Raw genomic sequence first — 16,132 nt, 5'->3', positions numbered from 1 at the left:
GTTTTCTCTTTCTCCATAGCCCGATTGATCTGACGGGATCATTTCGTCTCCCGCTCGGGCTGTGCCATCCAACTCTCGATTTTGAGGAACCGGTTGCCGAAACACGGGCCGGGCTGGTTAAAATGACTCGCAAGAAGCTCGATTTCCGCGCCGACGCGTATCGCCACGTGCTCGGCTTTGTCTTTCATCATTGGAGCCATCGGCCGGCATTGGTCGGCATCATCGTAGTGCTGGTGATATCAAGCACGCTTGCTGAAGTCATGGTGCCGGTGTTTTCCGGCCAGATCGTCGATGCCATTGCAGCCGGCAATGAGGCTGATCGCGCCCTGCGCGCCTTTGTCATCGTCGTGGCTCTGGGCCTGACGAGCGTGGCCCTGCGGTGGTTCATCTTCAATGGCATTATCCGGCTGACGCTGCGCATTATGGCGGATGTCGTCAATAACGGCTTCCACAAGGTGCAGCGGTTCTCGACCGACTGGCACGCCAACAGCTTCGCCGGCTCGACGGTGCGCAAGATTACCCGGGGGATGTGGGCGCTCGACTCGCTCAATGACCTGCTGCTGATAGCCCTGTTGCCGTCCATCGTCATGCTTGCCGGTGCCAGTATCGTTCTCGGAAGCTACTGGCCGGTCATGGGCCTCATCGTGATTGTCGGATCGGTCATCTATATCGGTGTGACCGTGGCGCTTTCCATGGGTTTTGTCTCGCCTGCTGCAAGGCTTGCCAACGCCTGGGATACAAAGCTGGGCGGCGCGCTGGCGGATGCCATCAGTTGCAACTCGGTGGTCAAGGCATTCGGTGCCGAGAGCCGCGAAGAGACGCGGCTGGGTCATGTGCTGGCCAAATGGGACAGCCGCACGCGGCGGACATGGAAGCGCGGCACGTCGAGCGGCACGATCCAGGGCTTCATGATGGTTTTCATGCAGGCGGGTATTTTGGGAACGGGCCTGGTCATGTGGCAGCAGGGATTGGCAACGCCCGGCGATATCACCTTCGTGCTGGCGATGTTCTTCGTCCTGCAGGGCTATCTGCGAAATGTCGGCCAGGACATCCGCAATCTGCAACGGGCCGTCAACGACATGGAAGAACTGGTGCTGCTCGACAAGATGCCGCTCGGCATCGAGGACAAGCCGCATGCCGTGCCGATCGAGATCGGCAGGGGCGAGATCGTCTTCGATCGCGTCACCTTCCAATATGGCGCTCATCCCAATCCGCTTTATGAGGACTTTTCGGTCACCATCAAGCCGGGCGAGCGTGTGGGACTGGTGGGGCATTCGGGCTCGGGCAAGACGACATTCGTCAAGCTCATCCAGCGCCTCCATGACGTGAAATCCGGTTCGATCCGCATCGACGGGCAGGACATCGCTGAGGTCAGGCAGGCGAGCCTGCGCGGCCAGATCGCCATCGTGCAACAGGAACCCATCCTGTTCCACCGCACTTTGGCGGAAAACATCGCTTATAGTCGCCCGAACGCATCGCGGCGTGAAATCGAGCAGGCGGCGAAACAGGCCAATGCGCACGACTTCATCATCGGCCTTCCCAAGGGCTATGAGACGATGGTGGGGGAACGTGGTGTCAAGCTATCGGGCGGGGAGCGGCAGCGTGTTGCCATCGCCCGGGCCTTCCTGGCTGATGCGCCGGTGCTGATCCTGGACGAGGCGACGTCGAGCCTCGACAGCGAGAGCGAGGTACAGATCCAGCAGGCCATGGAGCGCCTGATGGACGGCCGCACGACGCTGGTGATCGCACATCGGCTGTCCACTGTGCGGGCACTGGACCGGCTGCTGGTCTTCGACAAAGGCAAGATTGTCGAAGAGGGCGACCACCAGGCGCTGATCCGGCTCAACGAAGGCATCTATCGCCGGTTATTCGAGCGGCAGGCGCTGGAGCTGACCAAGGGTCTGGTGGCCTGACGGAAACCACAGGCGGCGGCGCAATCGGGGCCGCTAATCCACTGTTGTCTCAGGAAGCTCTCTTGCCGGGTGTGCACCCGGCAAGAGACAAGATCGTACAAGACGCGAGCCAGTGGCTATTCCGTGCCTAAGTGCCGATTGTGCTGCACGATGTCGCCCGATGTCCTGCCGGCAATTGACCCAACTATTCTGTGGACCGGATAGGTCCGATGCATTCAAAGTTCTGTCGTTCTACCAATTGGGGGAGGGGAGCCGTCAACGATGAAGCAGATTTACACGACTCTGGGGCCAAAGCGTCGCGAAGAACTCGGGATGATTCTCCCGCACGAGCATGTGTTCGTCGATCTTAGAACACCTGACCAGCCCGGCTATGGCGAGGCGGAGATAGCCGAAGTTGTGGCACTTATGGTCCCACAGATTGAGGCGATCAAAAGACAAGGCGTTACGCTGCTCGTCGAGTGCACGACGGGTGGTGTCGGAAGACGTGCTGACATTGATCTTGCTGTGTCGAAGGCAGCCGACTTCCCGATTGTCGTCCCGACCGGCAACTATCGGGAACCATGGATACCCGCCTGGATCGCCGAGGCTAGTGAGAGTGATCTCGAACAGTGGATGGTAAGCGAGCTCACCGAGGGGATGGAGGATACCGGCGTATTGGCGGGATGGATCAAGCTCAGCGCAGGCGACGATGGGATTACGCCGCTCGAAGCCCGTATCCTGCGCGCAGCGGCAAGAGCGTCCGTGCGGACCAATGCGGTCATCGGCTCGCATACGATCCGGGGACGCGTTGTGATGGATCAGTTGGACATTCTTCAGTCAGAGGGCTGCGCAGCGGAGCGCTTCATATCCATTCACACCCAGGAGGAAAAAGACTTCGGGCTTCACCGGGCACTGGTGGAGCGCGGTGCGTGGATCGAATACGATCATGTGGGAAGGGCTCCAGACCAAGAACTGGTAGCAATGATAATGCGCGCCCTTGAAACCGGGCTGGGCGAGCACCTGCTCATAAGCCACGATCTCGGCTGGTATGATCCCGCGCAGCCCGGTGGTGGAATCCCGCGACCTTACACGCACCTTGTCGAGAACCTGCTGCCAGCGCTCACAAACGCGGGCGCAAGCCAGGACGCGATCCGCCAACTCACCGAAATCAATCCCTTCGAGGCATTCGCGCGCTGAAGAAAGGCGCAATTCTCGCTTCTGGATGCCGTTGCGGACCAATGAGGGACGGGGCTTTAAGAAATAGGTTTTCTTCCTGCCCCACGGATCAGCGTGTCTCTGCTGACCGGGATCATCAGGCATTTGGCAATGCCCGGTGAAGGCTGTCGTCTCAATGCCTCGCTCCCGCGCAACCGGCGATCACGGGTGCTACGGGTCGTGGTGAGAACATGTGACAAGATGTGAGCAAGATCCCTGAATTGTGGCAGGCGTTCGCCAATTTCGATGAACACATATGGTTAGTGGCTACACAGAGCCGCCTTTTTAGGAACACCACCATGTCTGTATTTCGCAAAATCGCCTTAACAGGTCTTATCTCCCTGACCCTCGCAGTTGGCTCCATCGCAACGCCCGCATTTGCTCACGGTGGAGGCGGAGGCCACGGAGGCGGAGGCCACGAGGGAGGGGGGCACATGGGAGGGGAGCACATGGGAGCGGAGCACATGGGGGGATTCGGTATGGGCCATTTCGACAGGGAAGGAAACCGCGGTGCGTTTTTCGCCCACGACCGCTTCAGGGATCGCGGGCCGTTCTTCCTGGGTAGCAACGACGACTATGATCGCTGCTATTGGCAATGGGACGCCGAGCACCCCGGGCGTCCGTTCAGGACCGAGGTATGCTACTAGTCGATGCGAAACGTAAGGTCCTTCTGACCAGCCGATGACTGGCACGAACCAAAACCAGCAGTCCACCGTGCTTGGCACTCCAGCTCAAACCTTGCCGCAGCGTTCTTCCTGTAATGCTGCGGCAACGGCGATCGGCGGAGTCTAGGACAAGTGTGTCGTGCGCCTCGAAGCGTGCGGCATCCCTTACAGGTTCGCGGTGACACCAATGTGTCCGTCCACGGCTCTCCGAACTCAATCCATTTCTCTGGCGCGGTGCAACGACGGCCGTGCTTTTCAAGCGATATAAGGTCCAATCGATGTCAATGCGAAATAGCCTCAATCCCGGACATCATGTCGTCGATATCGACGGAATTCAGCAAAGCTTTCATGTCGCGGGCCAGGGGCCGGTGATGGTCGTTCACCCTGGCGGGCCAGGGATCCACTGGCAATATCTTCGCATGGGTTTTTTGGAGCACCATTTTACCATGGTCTACCTTGAGCCGATCGGCACCGGTGGCTCCGGCCGGTTGGCGGAGCACCCCCATGGCTATACCGTCGAACGCTTCGCCAAACAGCTTGGCAGGTTCCTCGAAACACTCGACCTTTCAAACGTCGTGCTTCTTGGTCATTCCCACGGAGGCTTCGTCATCCAGCAATATACGATCGAGCACCCGGATCGCGTATCGGCGATGATCCTGTATTCCTCGTCGGCCGTGACAGGGAGTGATTTCATGGTGGCGGCGGCAGACGGTGTTCGGAGTTTTGCTGATCGCCACCAGGTGGAGGGGCGGGCGGTACTGAGAGCGTGGCAGTCGGTTCCGAAAATGTCGAGCGACGAAGACTATACCGAGATCATGCGCGACCTTCTTCCCGCCTATTTTGCCGACGATGTCCACGAGAAGCTTGATCTCGGAGTATTCCGCTTGCGGATAAAGGCGACAATTCTCATCGGCAACAATGAGCCGTTTGACGTCCGCTCAAGACTTCAGGACCTTTCCGTACCGGCGCTTGTTCTGGTCGGAGCTCACGATTTCATATGCGGTCCGAAATGGGCAAGAACCCTAGATGACAGCTGCTCGAATTCGGAGCTGGTGCACTTCGCCCAAAGCGGTCATTTCGCGCACTTGGAACAGCCGGAAGAATTCTTGAACGCCGTCCTCGCATTTTCTGAAGCTCACAGGCTGATCCCGTGATGAAGTTCTGCCTGATCTGCTCTGTCAGCGCGAGAAGATTCATTCAAAAGTAGCTCTCGGAAATTATAGACATCCGCATCCCGGTTGTTTTTCGGTTTGACGATGGATCTTGCTACAGTTCTTCTTCTTCACAAGTGCTCGTTTATAGTCGGCGCCATCTGCTGTTTCTACGTCAGGTGGCGCTCCAGAGAGCCAGGTCTCGATTTTCTGGCGATCGGCGACGGCCTCCTTGCCGTTGCATCCACGCTTGCCGGGGTCGGAGAGCAAGGCATACTGCCATACGAGATCTGGACTCTGGCAAGTTTTTCCATCGGTGTCACAGGTTATGCGTTGATGACGACGGGACTGATCCAGTTGAGCCGTCGCGGGCGAAAGCGTTCGGATTGCCTTCTGGTCGGGTTCGCCCTCATCTTGTCCGTCGTTGTTGGTTTTATGCATTGGTATGCGGATAACCAAACGCGCGCCGCAATATTCAATGCGAACACCGCAGCTTTCCTTGGCATCTCCTGTGTTGTCATCTTGCGGGATTTCTTCCTCGACCGGCTCCCGGCGAGATTGGGTCTGCTTGCGTCACTCGCCGCTGCCATGGGCTTTTCGACGCTGGTCACTGTCGGAATGATCTTTCCGCAGTATGGGCCGGTCGAACCCCGCTATGCGTTTTTCATGCTCATCATTTGCCATTTCTCCGTCGCGCTTTTCGTGGTTGTCCTGGTGCAGGAACGCGCAGAAACTCAGCTCAGACGTCTGGCAAATACCGACGCGCTGACGGGAATCCCAAACCGGCAGCACTTCCTGGCATCCCTTCCGAGCGAGCTCAGGGACGGTGACGCCTTCATCATGATAGACATCGACCACTTCAAGAGCATCAACGATCGCTACGGCCATGAGACGGGGGATGTGGTTCTCGTCGGCGTAGCGCAAGCCATCGCCAATACCGCTGGACGCAACATCACGTTCGGCCGCCTTGGCGGCGAGGAATTCGCGCTGTTTCTGCGCGGTCAAACCGAAGATGCCGCCGCTGCAGAGGCGGATCAAATCCGCAGGGCGGTCAACGGCTTGGCATTTGCGGCCGGTGCGGAAACGATAGCGCCGACTGTGAGCGCAGGCGTCGCCATCTGGAGAGGCGATTGCGATGCACAGAAACTGCGGGATCGAGCAGACCAGGCGCTCTACCTCGCGAAGCGAGGCGGCCGTGACAGGGTCGAGATATATCCAGATCCGGCAAGCATGGAAGAATGTTCTTCAAACGCGGCAACAGCCGCAGACCAGCATTCGACCGAACCCGGGCATCCCCGTCCAGGGGAGCTTGCCGCCTAACTGCAATTGTCAGTCAAGCCGGCTCAATCAGCCCCGCTCCCATATCCTCGTCTATCACTGGATATAAGCTCACGTTTCAAGCAAGCCGAATGGGGATCGGGCATTCGATGCATCGAGACGATTATGTCGTCAGCGATAACAATGTGCGCCTGACAACCCTGCGGTCGCGCGGCTATCCCGGAGACGCCAATGCTCGCCAAGCGCCGCGCCCTCTCTGCTATTCGGTTGCGCGTCACAGATGCGCGAAAGGATGTCGTTGTCCTTGCTCCGATTGAGGAAGCGATGCTTCAGGACCGCGAGCACGTGTAGCGCGATCATGGCAAGTAATGTGTGAGCCAAAAGCCGATGTGGCAGCTGCAACGTCTTGAGGCTCGTATCGTCTTTGGGCAGAAGCTCCGGCACCCAATTCGAAAGAAGACGGCGCCGTCGGCTGGCAGTCTCAGAAAAGAACGAGCGACAGCAAGGACAAGATCAGTGCCGGAAACATGATGACAGTTCCGAGCTTGAGAAACTGCCACGCACCGATGTGCAGTCCTTCGCGGCGAAGGACGGTCAACCACAATATTGTTGCCAGCGATCCTGTCACGGAAAGGTTGGGACCGAGATCAACTGCGATCAGCACCGCTCCGGCAATCTTGTCTGAGACATGCGCCGCCTGGACCGCGCTTCCCGCAACCAGGCCTGCCGGGAGATTGTTGACGAGGTTACAGACAACCGCGACAACCACGCCTGCAATGCCGGCCGCCTGTGTTTCCGACGCTGCCGCGAGCAGGGCCAATTGATCGGAGAGCATGGTCGTCAGACCGGTACGATCCAGCGCCTCCACGACGACGAACAGGCCTGCGACCAGAGGCAGGACGCTCCAGCTTACGCCCTTGAAGGTCTCGATCGGGCTTTGCCGGGTCAGTGCCAGCACCAGCACGGTGGTAATCGTGCCGGCGAGAAAAGTCAGCATACCCAAATCGATGTGCATAGCTGATGCCACGATAAGAATGACGGCCGTCAGGACAATTCCCCACCCGGCCAGCCGAGCGCTCGCGGAAAGGGTCGGCCGCGGCACGTTTTCGGCCACGCTGTCTTCGGCAAGAGCCTGGCGCTGAGTCCAGTAAAGGCAGCCGAATGTGACCACGATCGAAACGATCGATGGAAGCATGAATGTCGACAACCAGCGCGCCAGGGGCGGCATTTCGCCACCCGCAAAGATCACCAGATTGGCAGGATTGGAGATGGGAAGGACAAAGCTCGCGGCATTGGCAATGAAGGCGCAGATCAGCAGATAGGGCATCGGGTCCCGGACGCGGGCAGCCCGGCAGGCCGCGCAGACGGCTGGGGTAAGGACGACGGCCGTCGCATCATTTGAGAGAAAGACCGTAACGACAATGCCGACGAGATAGACAAGCACGAACAGGCGTCGGGAGGAGCCACGGGAGTGCGTTGTGGCGATCGCCGCAATCCAGTCGAACAGCCCTTCCCGGCGGGCGAGTTCCGACAGCAGCATCATGCCGATCAGAAAAAGATATACGTCGCTGCCTTTTAGGACACCCGTGATAACATCCTGTGGTCCGATCAGGCGAAAGGCAAAGAGCAGCAAGGCACCGAACATGGCCCATACCGCTTCCGGCCATCGAAACGGACGAACGACCACGCCCATGGCGGTCAGGCCGGCAATGCTCCAGGTAATGGCGTGTTCTGTCATTCAGTCGCTGTTTTCAGTTGACGGGCCGGCTTTTATCAGCCGAGACGGCAGGCGCAAGACAATTATCTCGGCGGTCCTTTGCGTAAGCCAATGGCAAACGTCGAGCAAGAAGGCCGACTGCAGTTGGAGTTCGACGTTTGGACGTCACCCGACAGAGGCAATCATCTGACTGAGGATCCGACCGATAGCCGTATCCGGGAAGCCGAGATCGCGAACGCTGCTCATGTGATTGGAGCCTTCGAGCCTTTCGCTGGTGACCGACAGTCCTTGCTGTCGCAGGCGCGATGAAAAGGCGTCCGCCTGCTGATGAAACGGCGGCGTTTCTTCAGCGCCGACCGCGATAATGACGCGACAGCCCTGGTCAAAGGAGTGCAGCATCGGCGAAAGGTCGGCAACCTCTCTGTCGGTAATGGCGATTTCCGAGTGCAGAAATGATGATTGCAGGGGCTTCAGGTCGTAAAGGCCCCCCAGCAGGAGGGCTGCCGACACGCCCGAGAAAGCCTCCTGTCGATGAAACAGGAAGCTCGCAAGATGGGCGCCGGCGGAATGACCGCTGACCGTGAAGCGCGAGGCGTCGCCGCCGTGGCTCGCGATGTGTTGGAATACCCATTGCTTGGCTCGCCGAACCTGATCGACGAGCGCCTCCATCCTCACATGCGGCATAAGGGCATAATCGACAATGACCGCGATTGCCCCTGTGCCGGTAATGGTGTCGGCGACGTAGGAGTAGTCACGCTTGGAAAACATCCGCCAGTAGCCGCCGTGGATGAACATGTGCACCGGTCGTCGGTCGCTTATACCGTCGGGGTAAAAGACGTCCACGGTTTCACTCGCGCCTTCTCCGTAAGCGATTTCCCGCATACGCAGCCTTGCACGCGTCGAAGCACTCCTTGCCTTGATCTCCGACACGATGGCGTCGAATTCCGGCACATGTCCCCGTATGCGGAACGGATCGGTTTCCAAATATTCTTCCTCTCAGCCGTCAGAAACTCGCCGCGATATACTTGGCTTCCATAAATTCGGCGATGCCGTGATGCTGTCCGCCCTCACGGCCTAGACCGCTTTGCTTGACGCCGCCGAACGGTGCTGCCGGATCGGAAACCAGACCGCGGTTGAGCGCGATCATGCCTGATTCCAAAGCAGAGGAAACGCGCAATCCCCGTGCTATGTCGCGTGTGAAGACGTAAGCGGCAAGACCGTATTCGGTGTCGTTGGCGCGCCGTATCACCTCGTCCTCGGTCTCGAACCTGTAAAGAGGTGCAACCGGTCCGAAGATTTCCTCATGCGCCATCTCGACCCCGTCGGGCATGTCGACGAGAACTGTCGGCGGGTAGAAATAACCCGGCCCGGCGGAGGGCTCGCCGCCGCAGGTGACGCGGGCGCCCTTTGCTTTCGCATCAACGACGAGGCGGTCGATCTTCTCCACGGCTTTCGTCGTGATCATCGGCCCGCATTCGGTAAGGGCATCGACGCCCGGACCGACGTTGAGAGCAGACATCCTTTTGGCCAGCCCCTCTGCGAAGGACTGGTAGATCCCCGACTGCACATACAGACGGTTTGCTGCGGTGCAGGCTTCGCCCGCATTGCGCATCTTGGCAACCATCGCGCCGTCGAGTGCCGCATCCAGATCGGCGTCGTCGAAAACGATGAATGGAGCATTGCCGCCGAGTTCCATGGAACATGAGACGACATGCTTGGCCGCTTCGGCGAGAAGCAGGCGGCCAACGCCTGTCGAGCCCGTAAACGAAAGTTTTCTGACGCGCGGATCCGCGAGAATGGCGGCGCTGAACGGGGCGGGAGTGCTCGTCGTCAGAACGTTGACGACGCCTGCCGGTACGCCGGCCTCCTCATAGATCGAGGCCAGCGCATAGGCTGTCAGCGGCGTCTCGCTTGCCGGCTTCAGAATAACTGTGCAGCCAGCGGCGAGGGCCGGAGCGATCTTTCGCGTCGCCATCGCAGCCGGGAAATTCCATGGCGTGATCAGCAGGCAGATGCCGATCGGCTGGTAATCGACAATGATGCGATTGGCGCCCGACGGAGCGATGCCGAATTCTCCCGTAATGCGGACGGCTTCTTCCGCATTCCAGCGGAAGAACTCGGCGGCATACGCGACCTCGCCGCGGGCGTCGCGCAGCGCCTTGCCATTCTCCAGGGAGATCAAGGTGGCAAGCATTTCGGAACGCTCGATCATCAGTTCGAAACAGCGTCGCAAGATCTCCGAACGCTTGCGCGGCGGCGTCGATCGCCAGCCGGGCGCAGCCCGGGATGCGGCCTCGATGCTTGCCTGTGCATCCTCGACAGTGGCGTCCGCAACAGCCGCAAGAAGCGCCCCGGTCGAGGGGTCGGTCACATCGATCTTGCGCCCGCTTTTCGATTGCCGCCAATTCCCATCGATATAAAGGCCGCGGGCCGTGGCCTCAATGTCTGGCAGGTGGCGGTCGGCCTGTGGCATTTGCTGGGCAATAGTCATTTTGGTCCTCGAATGTTTAGAGGGCAGCGGCGGCAAGATCGCCGTCATAGGCTGCACGAACGAGACGCTTCATGGCGTCGATGTCGAAAGGCCTCGGGTTATTCTTGATCAATCTGTCGATGCTGAGCGCCTGTTCGGCGGTCCAGTCGAGCTTGTCGGCGGTAAGTCCGAGATCGGCCAGTGTCGGTGTGATGCCGATGGCTTGAAAGAGCCTGCGGATCTCGTCGATGGCTGCTTCGGCCATTTCCTGTTTCGTCCTGCTCGTTGAATCCAGACCGAGCGCTTGCCCGATCTCAGCCATTTCGGTCATCGAGGCGGAGCGGTTATAGTTCATGACGTAGGGCATCATCGTCGCGACGCCAAGCCCGTGGGCCGTGTGGGTCAACGCGCCTGCGGGATACTGGATGGCATGCGCCGCTGCGGTACCGGCCGTGCCGAATGCGCAGCCGGCAGCCAGCGCACCCATCATTACGTCGGCGCGAGCATCTTCGTTCAATCCGTCCTTGCAAGCCGTTTCCAGGCTGCGTCCCAGGAGCTTGATGGCGAGGAGCGCGAAATAGTCTGTAAGTTCACTCTTACCGATGAAGACATGATTCTGTGGCAACAAGGGGTCGGCGCCGCGCCGGGCGGCCGTGAATGCCTCGATCGCATGCGTCAACGCGTCCGCGCCCGCGACAGCGGTCAGGCCCGGCGGGCAGGACATTGTCAGCTCCGGATCGCAGATAGCCGCTGCGGCAATGAGATAAGGGCTCGATATGCCGACTTTCAGCGTCCGATCCGGGTCGGAGATGACGGCAACCGGCGTCACCTCCGAGCCGGTACCCGCCGTGGTTGGCACGGCGATGATCGGCATGGTCGGGCCGGGAACCTTGAACTCGCCATAGTAGTCCGAGAGGCTGCCGCCATGGCTCAAAAGCAGGGCGGCACATTTCGCCATGTCGAGGCAACTCCCCCCGCCTATCCCTATCACCATGTCGGGCTCGAAGCTCAGCGCCTCCTCAACGCACAGCGCAACGGTGTCGCGCGGGACATCCGGCAGCACCCGGTCATGCACCAGTGTCTCGATCGATGCCGCGTTCAATGCGGCCACAAGCTCGGCGAAAATGGAAGTCCCTGCGAAGCGCTCATCCGTGCAGATCAGCGCCTTTTGGCCAAGCCTCCTGGCGACGGATGGCAGCGCAAACCGTTGGCCCTTGCCGAACAGGATTTCTTTCGGGAGCCGGATAGCCGCAAAGAGGGTCATTGTACTGGCCCTTTCACCAGTTGGGGAATGAAGAAAGACCTTGAGGAAGCGTCGCAAAATTGGCGCGCGATTTCCTTCGCGCTTATCCAAATGACCCTCATGAAACCTCCGATATAAAATCCTATAGGATATGGGATTGCATATCGTCGAGCATCGTGTTAGCGATTGGTCCTGTCAAGAGGCAAAAGAAATACAGGGCCGGAATACGATGATGCTCAATGCCACGCCTGATCCGAGTGGTTTCATACAGCGCAGCAACAGTCTCGCAGACAGCGTCTACGAGGTGATTTTTGCGCAGCTCATGTCTCTTAAGATTGCTCCGGGTGCGCGCATCACCGTCGATAATCTGGTCAAGGAATTCAATGTTTCCCAGACTCCCATCCGCGAAGCGCTCGGCCGCCTCGAGGGGGAGGGGCTTGTCGTCAAGACGCATCTTATCGGTTACAGCGCTGCCCCGCAGATTACCCATCGTCGCTTCAATGAGCTCTATCACTTGCGGTTGCTTCTCGAGCCCGACGGCGCTGCGAGGGCGGCAAGGGCAATGGACGATGAAAAGCTCGCTATCCTCAGGGAGGCGGCCGGCGTCATGGGGCGCCGGGAAGGGGCTGACGAACGGCTGCGCTATTCCACTTTCGCGCGGCAGGACGCCGTTTTCCATGACAGGATCATGGAATTTGCCGGCAACGAGCTCATTCGCCAAACTCTCAGCCACCAGCACACGCATTTTCACATCTTTCGACTGATGTTCCATTCCCGCGTCACCGAAGAGGCGTTGGACGAGCACGAGGCGCTTCTCTCTGCCTTTGCGGCGGGTGACCCATCGGCTGCCGAGAAGGCAATGAGAACCCATCTCGAACATTCACGGGACCGGCTCGTGCCGGCCTTCGATTGAGAGGCGGGCAATGTCGAGCGTCATGACCATGGAGAGGAAGGGGAGGAGCGTGGTGTCCGAGAAAGACGGCCTCGTCTCTCATCCGGTCCTTCGTGCGGAGGGCATGTCGAAGCAGTACGGACCGGTCACCGTACTCTCGGAAGTCACGCTCGATATCTTGCCCGGCGAGATCCATGCCATCATCGGCGAGAATGGCGCCGGCAAGTCGACATTCATGCGGCTCCTTTCCGGTTACGCCGAGCCCACTGCAGGAACGCTGTCGATGGGCGGCCGCAAGGTCGGGTTCTCAAAGCCTGAGCAGGCGCAGGAGGCGGGTATTGTTCTGGTGCACCAGGAGATCCTGCTTGCGGACGCCCTGACTGTCGCCGAAAATCTTTTCCTCGGCCGCGAGCTGATGCGTCATGGCCTGGTCGATGATCGGACGATGCGGCGTCTGGCCGTCGAAAAACTTCACGACCTTGGATGTCACGTATCGCCAAATGCTTTGGTGCGCGACATTTCGCTTGCGGATCGCCAGCTCGTGCAGATCGCACGTGCGCTCCTCGACGACTACAAGCTTGTCATTTTCGACGAACCGACTGCAGTCCTGACGGGTGAGGAGGTCGAGCGACTGCTTGCCATCATCCTTCAGCTGAAGGAGCAGGGTGCTGCCGTACTCTACATCAGCCATCGCCTCGATGAAGTCCAGCGGCTCGCCGACAAGGTGACGGTGCTTAGAGACGGCAAGATGGTCGGCACATATCCCGGTCATAGCCTGACGCAGATGGACATGGCGCGGCTGATGGTTGGGCGCGATCTCGCCGCGCTTTATCCCGAGAAGACCGTAAAGCCAGCCCTGCAGGCGATGCTGGAAGTCCGAGACCTCGGCGTTCCCGGCTTCGCAAGCGACATCTCGTTTACCGCCCATAGAGGCGAAGTCCTCGGATTCGCCGGCATGATCGGTGCTGGCCGCACCGAGGTGTTCGAGGGCATCATGGGCCTGCGCCCTGCCACCGGAACCGTAAAACTGCAGGGCAGGGCGATTGATATCAGGCGTCCCCGGGCAGCGATGGATGCCGGCATCGGCTACCTGACCGAGGATCGCAAAGGCAAGGGCCTGCTGCTGCAGGAGCGGCTTGCGCCGAACCTCACGCTGTCCGCCCTCGGCAGATTTCATCCCGGCCTTCTGATGCGCCGCCGTCGTGAGCAGAGCGCGCTCATCGAAGCCGTCAACACCTACGACATCCGCCTGAAAAGTTATGCCGTCAAGGCGGGTCAGCTCTCCGGAGGCAACCAGCAGAAGCTTCTGCTCGCCAAGGTGCTTCTCACCGATCCTTCGGTCGTGGTCATCGACGAGCCGACGCGCGGGATCGACATCGCGAATAAGGCCCAGATCTACGCCTTCATCGAGCGCCTCGTCGCAGAAGGCAGGACCTGCATCGTCATCTCGTCCGAAATGCAGGAACTGATCGGAATCTGCGACCGGATTCTTGTGATGCGGGAGGGGCGCATCACGGGAGAGGTGACGGGCGACAGAATGACGGAACATGAGATTGCGCTTCTTGCCACCAGCGAGACGAAGGTTGCGGCGAAGCAGGGAGGAAGACAATGAGTGTGATTACGGGTTCGACGCCGGTTCGGCCGGAGCGGGAATGGAACATCGGCTGGTCGGATGTCGGCCCGTTCCTTGCGCTTCTGGCGCTGCTGCTGATCGGTTTTTCGATCAACCAGGATTTCCTCTCGGCGACCAATCTCGGCAATGTGATCACGCGAAGCGCCTTCATCGCGATCATCGCCGTCGGCGCGACCTTCGTCATCTCATCCGGCGGACTGGATCTTTCGGTCGGTTCGATGGCCGCATTCGTCACGGGCATAACCATCATGTTCATGAACAGGATGGCTGCCGACTGGGGTGTCCTGGCAATACCCGCCGGCATGGCTATCGCGCTTGTCGTCGGGCTCATCTGCGGGCTGATGAACGGACTCATCGTTACCGTCGGAAAGATAGAGCCCTTTATCGCGACCCTGGGTACCATGGGGATCTTCCGCGCCCTCATCACCTATATGTCGGATGGCGGAACGATCCCGATCGACCGCAGCCTCCGCGATGCCTATCGGCCCGTCTATTTCGGCACCTTTGGCGGTATTCCCTTTCCGATCCTCATTTCGATTGCCGTTGCCGCTATCGCTTCCTTCATCCTCTACAAGATGAAGTACGGCCGGAAATGCGCTGCCGTTGGCGCGAATGAGGACGTGGCCCGCTACTCAGGAATTTCCATCATCAAGACGCGCACGATCGCCTACGCGATGCAGGGCGTATGTGTTGCGATCGCTGCGATCTGCTATGTGCCGCGCCTCGGAGCGGCGACGCCGACCACCGGCGTGCTGTGGGAATTGCAGGTGATCACTGCGGTCGTCATCGGCGGAACTGCCCTGCGGGGCGGCAAGGGCCACGTCTGGGGCACGGTTGCCGGAGCGGTCATCCTCGAACTCATCGCCAACCTCATGGTGCTCTCGGATTTCGTATCCGAATATCTCGTCGCCGGCGTTCAGGGCGTCATCATCATCATCGCCATGCTCATTCAAAGGTTCTCGAAGTAACCGCGTCCGGACCGCGCGGATTGATGTTTGTGGTCCGATTCTGGGAGGAATGAATGTCTAGAAAATGGATTGCGGCCCTGGCCGTCAGTACGATGATGCTCGCCGGTCAGGCCCTTTCGGCAGACAAGAAGGTTGTCGCCGTGTCGATCCCGGCAGCCGACCATGGCTGGACGGCGGGCATCGTCTATCACGCACAGGCTGCCGCCAAGGAAGTCAATGCCGCTTTTCCGAATGTCGAGGTCGTCGTGAAGACCTCGCCTTCGGCAACGGCGCAGGTGAGCGCGCTTGAAGATCTGTCCGCAGGACGCAAGCTCGATGCACTGGTCATCCTGCCCTATACGTCGGAGGAACTGACGACGCCGGTCAAGGCGGTCAAGGATGCCGGCACCTTCATCACCGTCGTGGACCGTGGCCTGAACGACCAGTCCATCCAGGACCTCTACCTTGCCGGCGACAACATCGCGGTTGGCCGCAATACGGCGAAATTCATGATCGACAAGCTGGGCGGCAAAGGCAACCTCGTCGTCTTGCGCGGCATTCCGACCGTCATCGACGATGAACGCATCCAGGGCTTTCAGGATGCCATCAAGGGAACCGATCTCAAGATTCTGGACATCCAGTACGCGAACTGGAACAGTGATGACGCCTTCAAGCTGATGCAGGACTATCTTGCCAAATACCCGCAGATCGATGCTGTCTGGGCAAATGATGACGACATGCTTCTCGGTGTGCTCGAGGCTGTCAAGGAATCGGGTCGCAAGGACATCAAGCTTGCCCTCGGCGGCAATGGCATGAAGGACATCGTCAAGAAGGTTATCGACGGCGATCCGATGACGCCGGTCGAGACACCCTATCCGCCGTCCATGATCAAGACCGCCATCTACATGACCGTTGCCAATATTGTCGGCCAGGCGCCGGTGCGAGGCACTGTCAAGCTGGATGCGCCGCTGATCACGCAGGAGAATGCCAAGGAATACTATTTTCCCGACTCTCCGTTCTGATGAGACC

Annotated in this window: 12 protein-coding genes; 8 read left to right on the top strand and 4 right to left on the bottom strand. The window is 59.5% G+C overall.

Annotation, left to right across the window (positions count from 1 at the left end):
- The first annotated feature begins 122 nt into the window (after positions 1-122).
- From FHT93_RS18165 to FHT93_RS18150, 4 genes are all read left to right on the top strand, one after another.
- The gene (locus FHT93_RS18165; protein WP_112542564.1) at positions 123-1,913 is read left to right on the top strand and encodes an ABC transporter ATP-binding protein; all 1,791 of its coding nucleotides are present in this window, start codon (positions 123-125) and stop codon (positions 1,911-1,913) included.
- A gap of 261 nt (positions 1,914-2,174) precedes the next feature.
- Complete coding sequence (locus tag FHT93_RS18160) at positions 2,175-3,089, top strand: esterase (protein WP_113116503.1); 915 nt, start codon at positions 2,175-2,177, stop codon at positions 3,087-3,089.
- A 931-nt stretch (positions 3,090-4,020) separates the two neighbouring features.
- Complete coding sequence (locus FHT93_RS18155) at positions 4,021-4,926, top strand: alpha/beta hydrolase (RefSeq protein WP_348649774.1); 906 nt, start codon at positions 4,021-4,023, stop codon at positions 4,924-4,926.
- 102 nt (positions 4,927-5,028) lie between these two features.
- Positions 5,029-6,243, top strand: coding sequence for a GGDEF domain-containing protein (locus tag FHT93_RS18150; RefSeq protein WP_246781628.1), 1,215 nt, complete (start codon positions 5,029-5,031; stop codon positions 6,241-6,243).
- 439 nt (positions 6,244-6,682) lie between these two features.
- On the opposite strand, the gene FHT93_RS18145 is transcribed toward FHT93_RS18150, so the two are convergent.
- The 4 genes from FHT93_RS18145 to FHT93_RS18130 form a co-directional block, all read right to left on the bottom strand.
- Positions 6,683-7,939, bottom strand: a complete 1,257-nt coding sequence (locus FHT93_RS18145; protein WP_183848748.1) for an arsenic transporter — start codon at positions 7,937-7,939, stop codon at positions 6,683-6,685.
- 144 nt (positions 7,940-8,083) lie between these two features.
- Complete coding sequence (locus tag FHT93_RS18140; RefSeq protein WP_183848746.1) at positions 8,084-8,902, bottom strand: alpha/beta hydrolase; 819 nt, start codon at positions 8,900-8,902, stop codon at positions 8,084-8,086.
- 19 nt (positions 8,903-8,921) lie between these two features.
- The gene (locus FHT93_RS18135) at positions 8,922-10,409 is read right to left on the bottom strand and encodes an NAD-dependent succinate-semialdehyde dehydrogenase (protein WP_162728631.1); all 1,488 of its coding nucleotides are present in this window, start codon (positions 10,407-10,409) and stop codon (positions 8,922-8,924) included.
- Positions 10,410-10,425: 16 nt separating this feature from the next.
- Positions 10,426-11,652: an iron-containing alcohol dehydrogenase gene (locus tag FHT93_RS18130; RefSeq protein ID WP_113017098.1), complete on the bottom strand. Its 1,227-nt coding sequence runs from the start codon at positions 11,650-11,652 to the stop codon at positions 10,426-10,428.
- Positions 11,653-11,863: 211 nt separating this feature from the next.
- Between FHT93_RS18130 and FHT93_RS18125 the strand changes: the two genes are divergently transcribed.
- From FHT93_RS18125 to FHT93_RS18110, 4 genes are read left to right on the top strand one after another with little or no spacing between them, the layout of a single operon-like run.
- Positions 11,864-12,544 carry a GntR family transcriptional regulator gene (locus tag FHT93_RS18125; protein ID WP_183848744.1) on the top strand — a complete coding sequence of 227 codons (681 nt, stop codon included), beginning with the start codon at positions 11,864-11,866 and terminating at the stop codon, positions 12,542-12,544.
- A gap of 28 nt (positions 12,545-12,572) precedes the next feature.
- A complete protein-coding gene (locus FHT93_RS18120; RefSeq protein WP_183848927.1) occupies positions 12,573-14,135 on the top strand; it encodes a sugar ABC transporter ATP-binding protein in 1,563 nt (520 codons plus the stop codon).
- Positions 14,132-15,124 carry an ABC transporter permease gene (locus tag FHT93_RS18115; protein ID WP_183848728.1) on the top strand — a complete coding sequence of 331 codons (993 nt, stop codon included), beginning with the start codon at positions 14,132-14,134 and terminating at the stop codon, positions 15,122-15,124. The genes FHT93_RS18120 and FHT93_RS18115 overlap by 4 nt, the downstream gene beginning before the upstream one ends.
- A gap of 53 nt (positions 15,125-15,177) precedes the next feature.
- Positions 15,178-16,125 (top strand): substrate-binding domain-containing protein, encoded by a 948-nt coding sequence (locus tag FHT93_RS18110; protein WP_113116497.1) that lies wholly within the window; start codon positions 15,178-15,180, stop codon positions 16,123-16,125.
- Positions 16,126-16,132: the final 7 nt, after the last annotated feature.

The organism is Rhizobium sp. BK379 (assembly GCF_014193955.1).
Taxonomy (GTDB): Bacteria; Pseudomonadota; Alphaproteobacteria; order Rhizobiales; family Rhizobiaceae; genus Rhizobium.
This window is presented reverse-complemented; position numbering and strand designations above follow the sequence as displayed.

Excerpts from the sequence above, each read along its gene's own strand:
- FHT93_RS18150 (WP_246781628.1), top strand. The coding sequence starts at position 5,029 with ATGGATCTTGCTACAGTTCTTCTTCTTCACAAGTGCTCGTTTATAGTC.
- FHT93_RS18160 (WP_113116503.1), top strand. The coding sequence starts at position 2,175 with ATGAAGCAGATTTACACGACTCTGGGGCCAAAGCGTCGCGAAGAACTC.
- FHT93_RS18110 (WP_113116497.1), top strand. The coding sequence starts at position 15,178 with ATGTCTAGAAAATGGATTGCGGCCCTGGCCGTCAGTACGATGATGCTC.
- FHT93_RS18135 (WP_162728631.1), bottom strand. The coding sequence starts at position 10,409 with ATGACTATTGCCCAGCAAATGCCACAGGCCGACCGCCACCTGCCAGAC.
- FHT93_RS18145 (WP_183848748.1), bottom strand. The coding sequence starts at position 7,939 with ATGACAGAACACGCCATTACCTGGAGCATTGCCGGCCTGACCGCCATG.
- FHT93_RS18125 (WP_183848744.1), top strand. The coding sequence starts at position 11,864 with ATGCTCAATGCCACGCCTGATCCGAGTGGTTTCATACAGCGCAGCAAC.
- FHT93_RS18120 (WP_183848927.1), top strand. The coding sequence starts at position 12,573 with ATGGAGAGGAAGGGGAGGAGCGTGGTGTCCGAGAAAGACGGCCTCGTC.
- FHT93_RS18115 (WP_183848728.1), top strand. The coding sequence starts at position 14,132 with ATGAGTGTGATTACGGGTTCGACGCCGGTTCGGCCGGAGCGGGAATGG.
- FHT93_RS18130 (WP_113017098.1), bottom strand. The coding sequence starts at position 11,652 with ATGACCCTCTTTGCGGCTATCCGGCTCCCGAAAGAAATCCTGTTCGGC.
- FHT93_RS18165 (WP_112542564.1), top strand. The coding sequence starts at position 123 with ATGACTCGCAAGAAGCTCGATTTCCGCGCCGACGCGTATCGCCACGTG.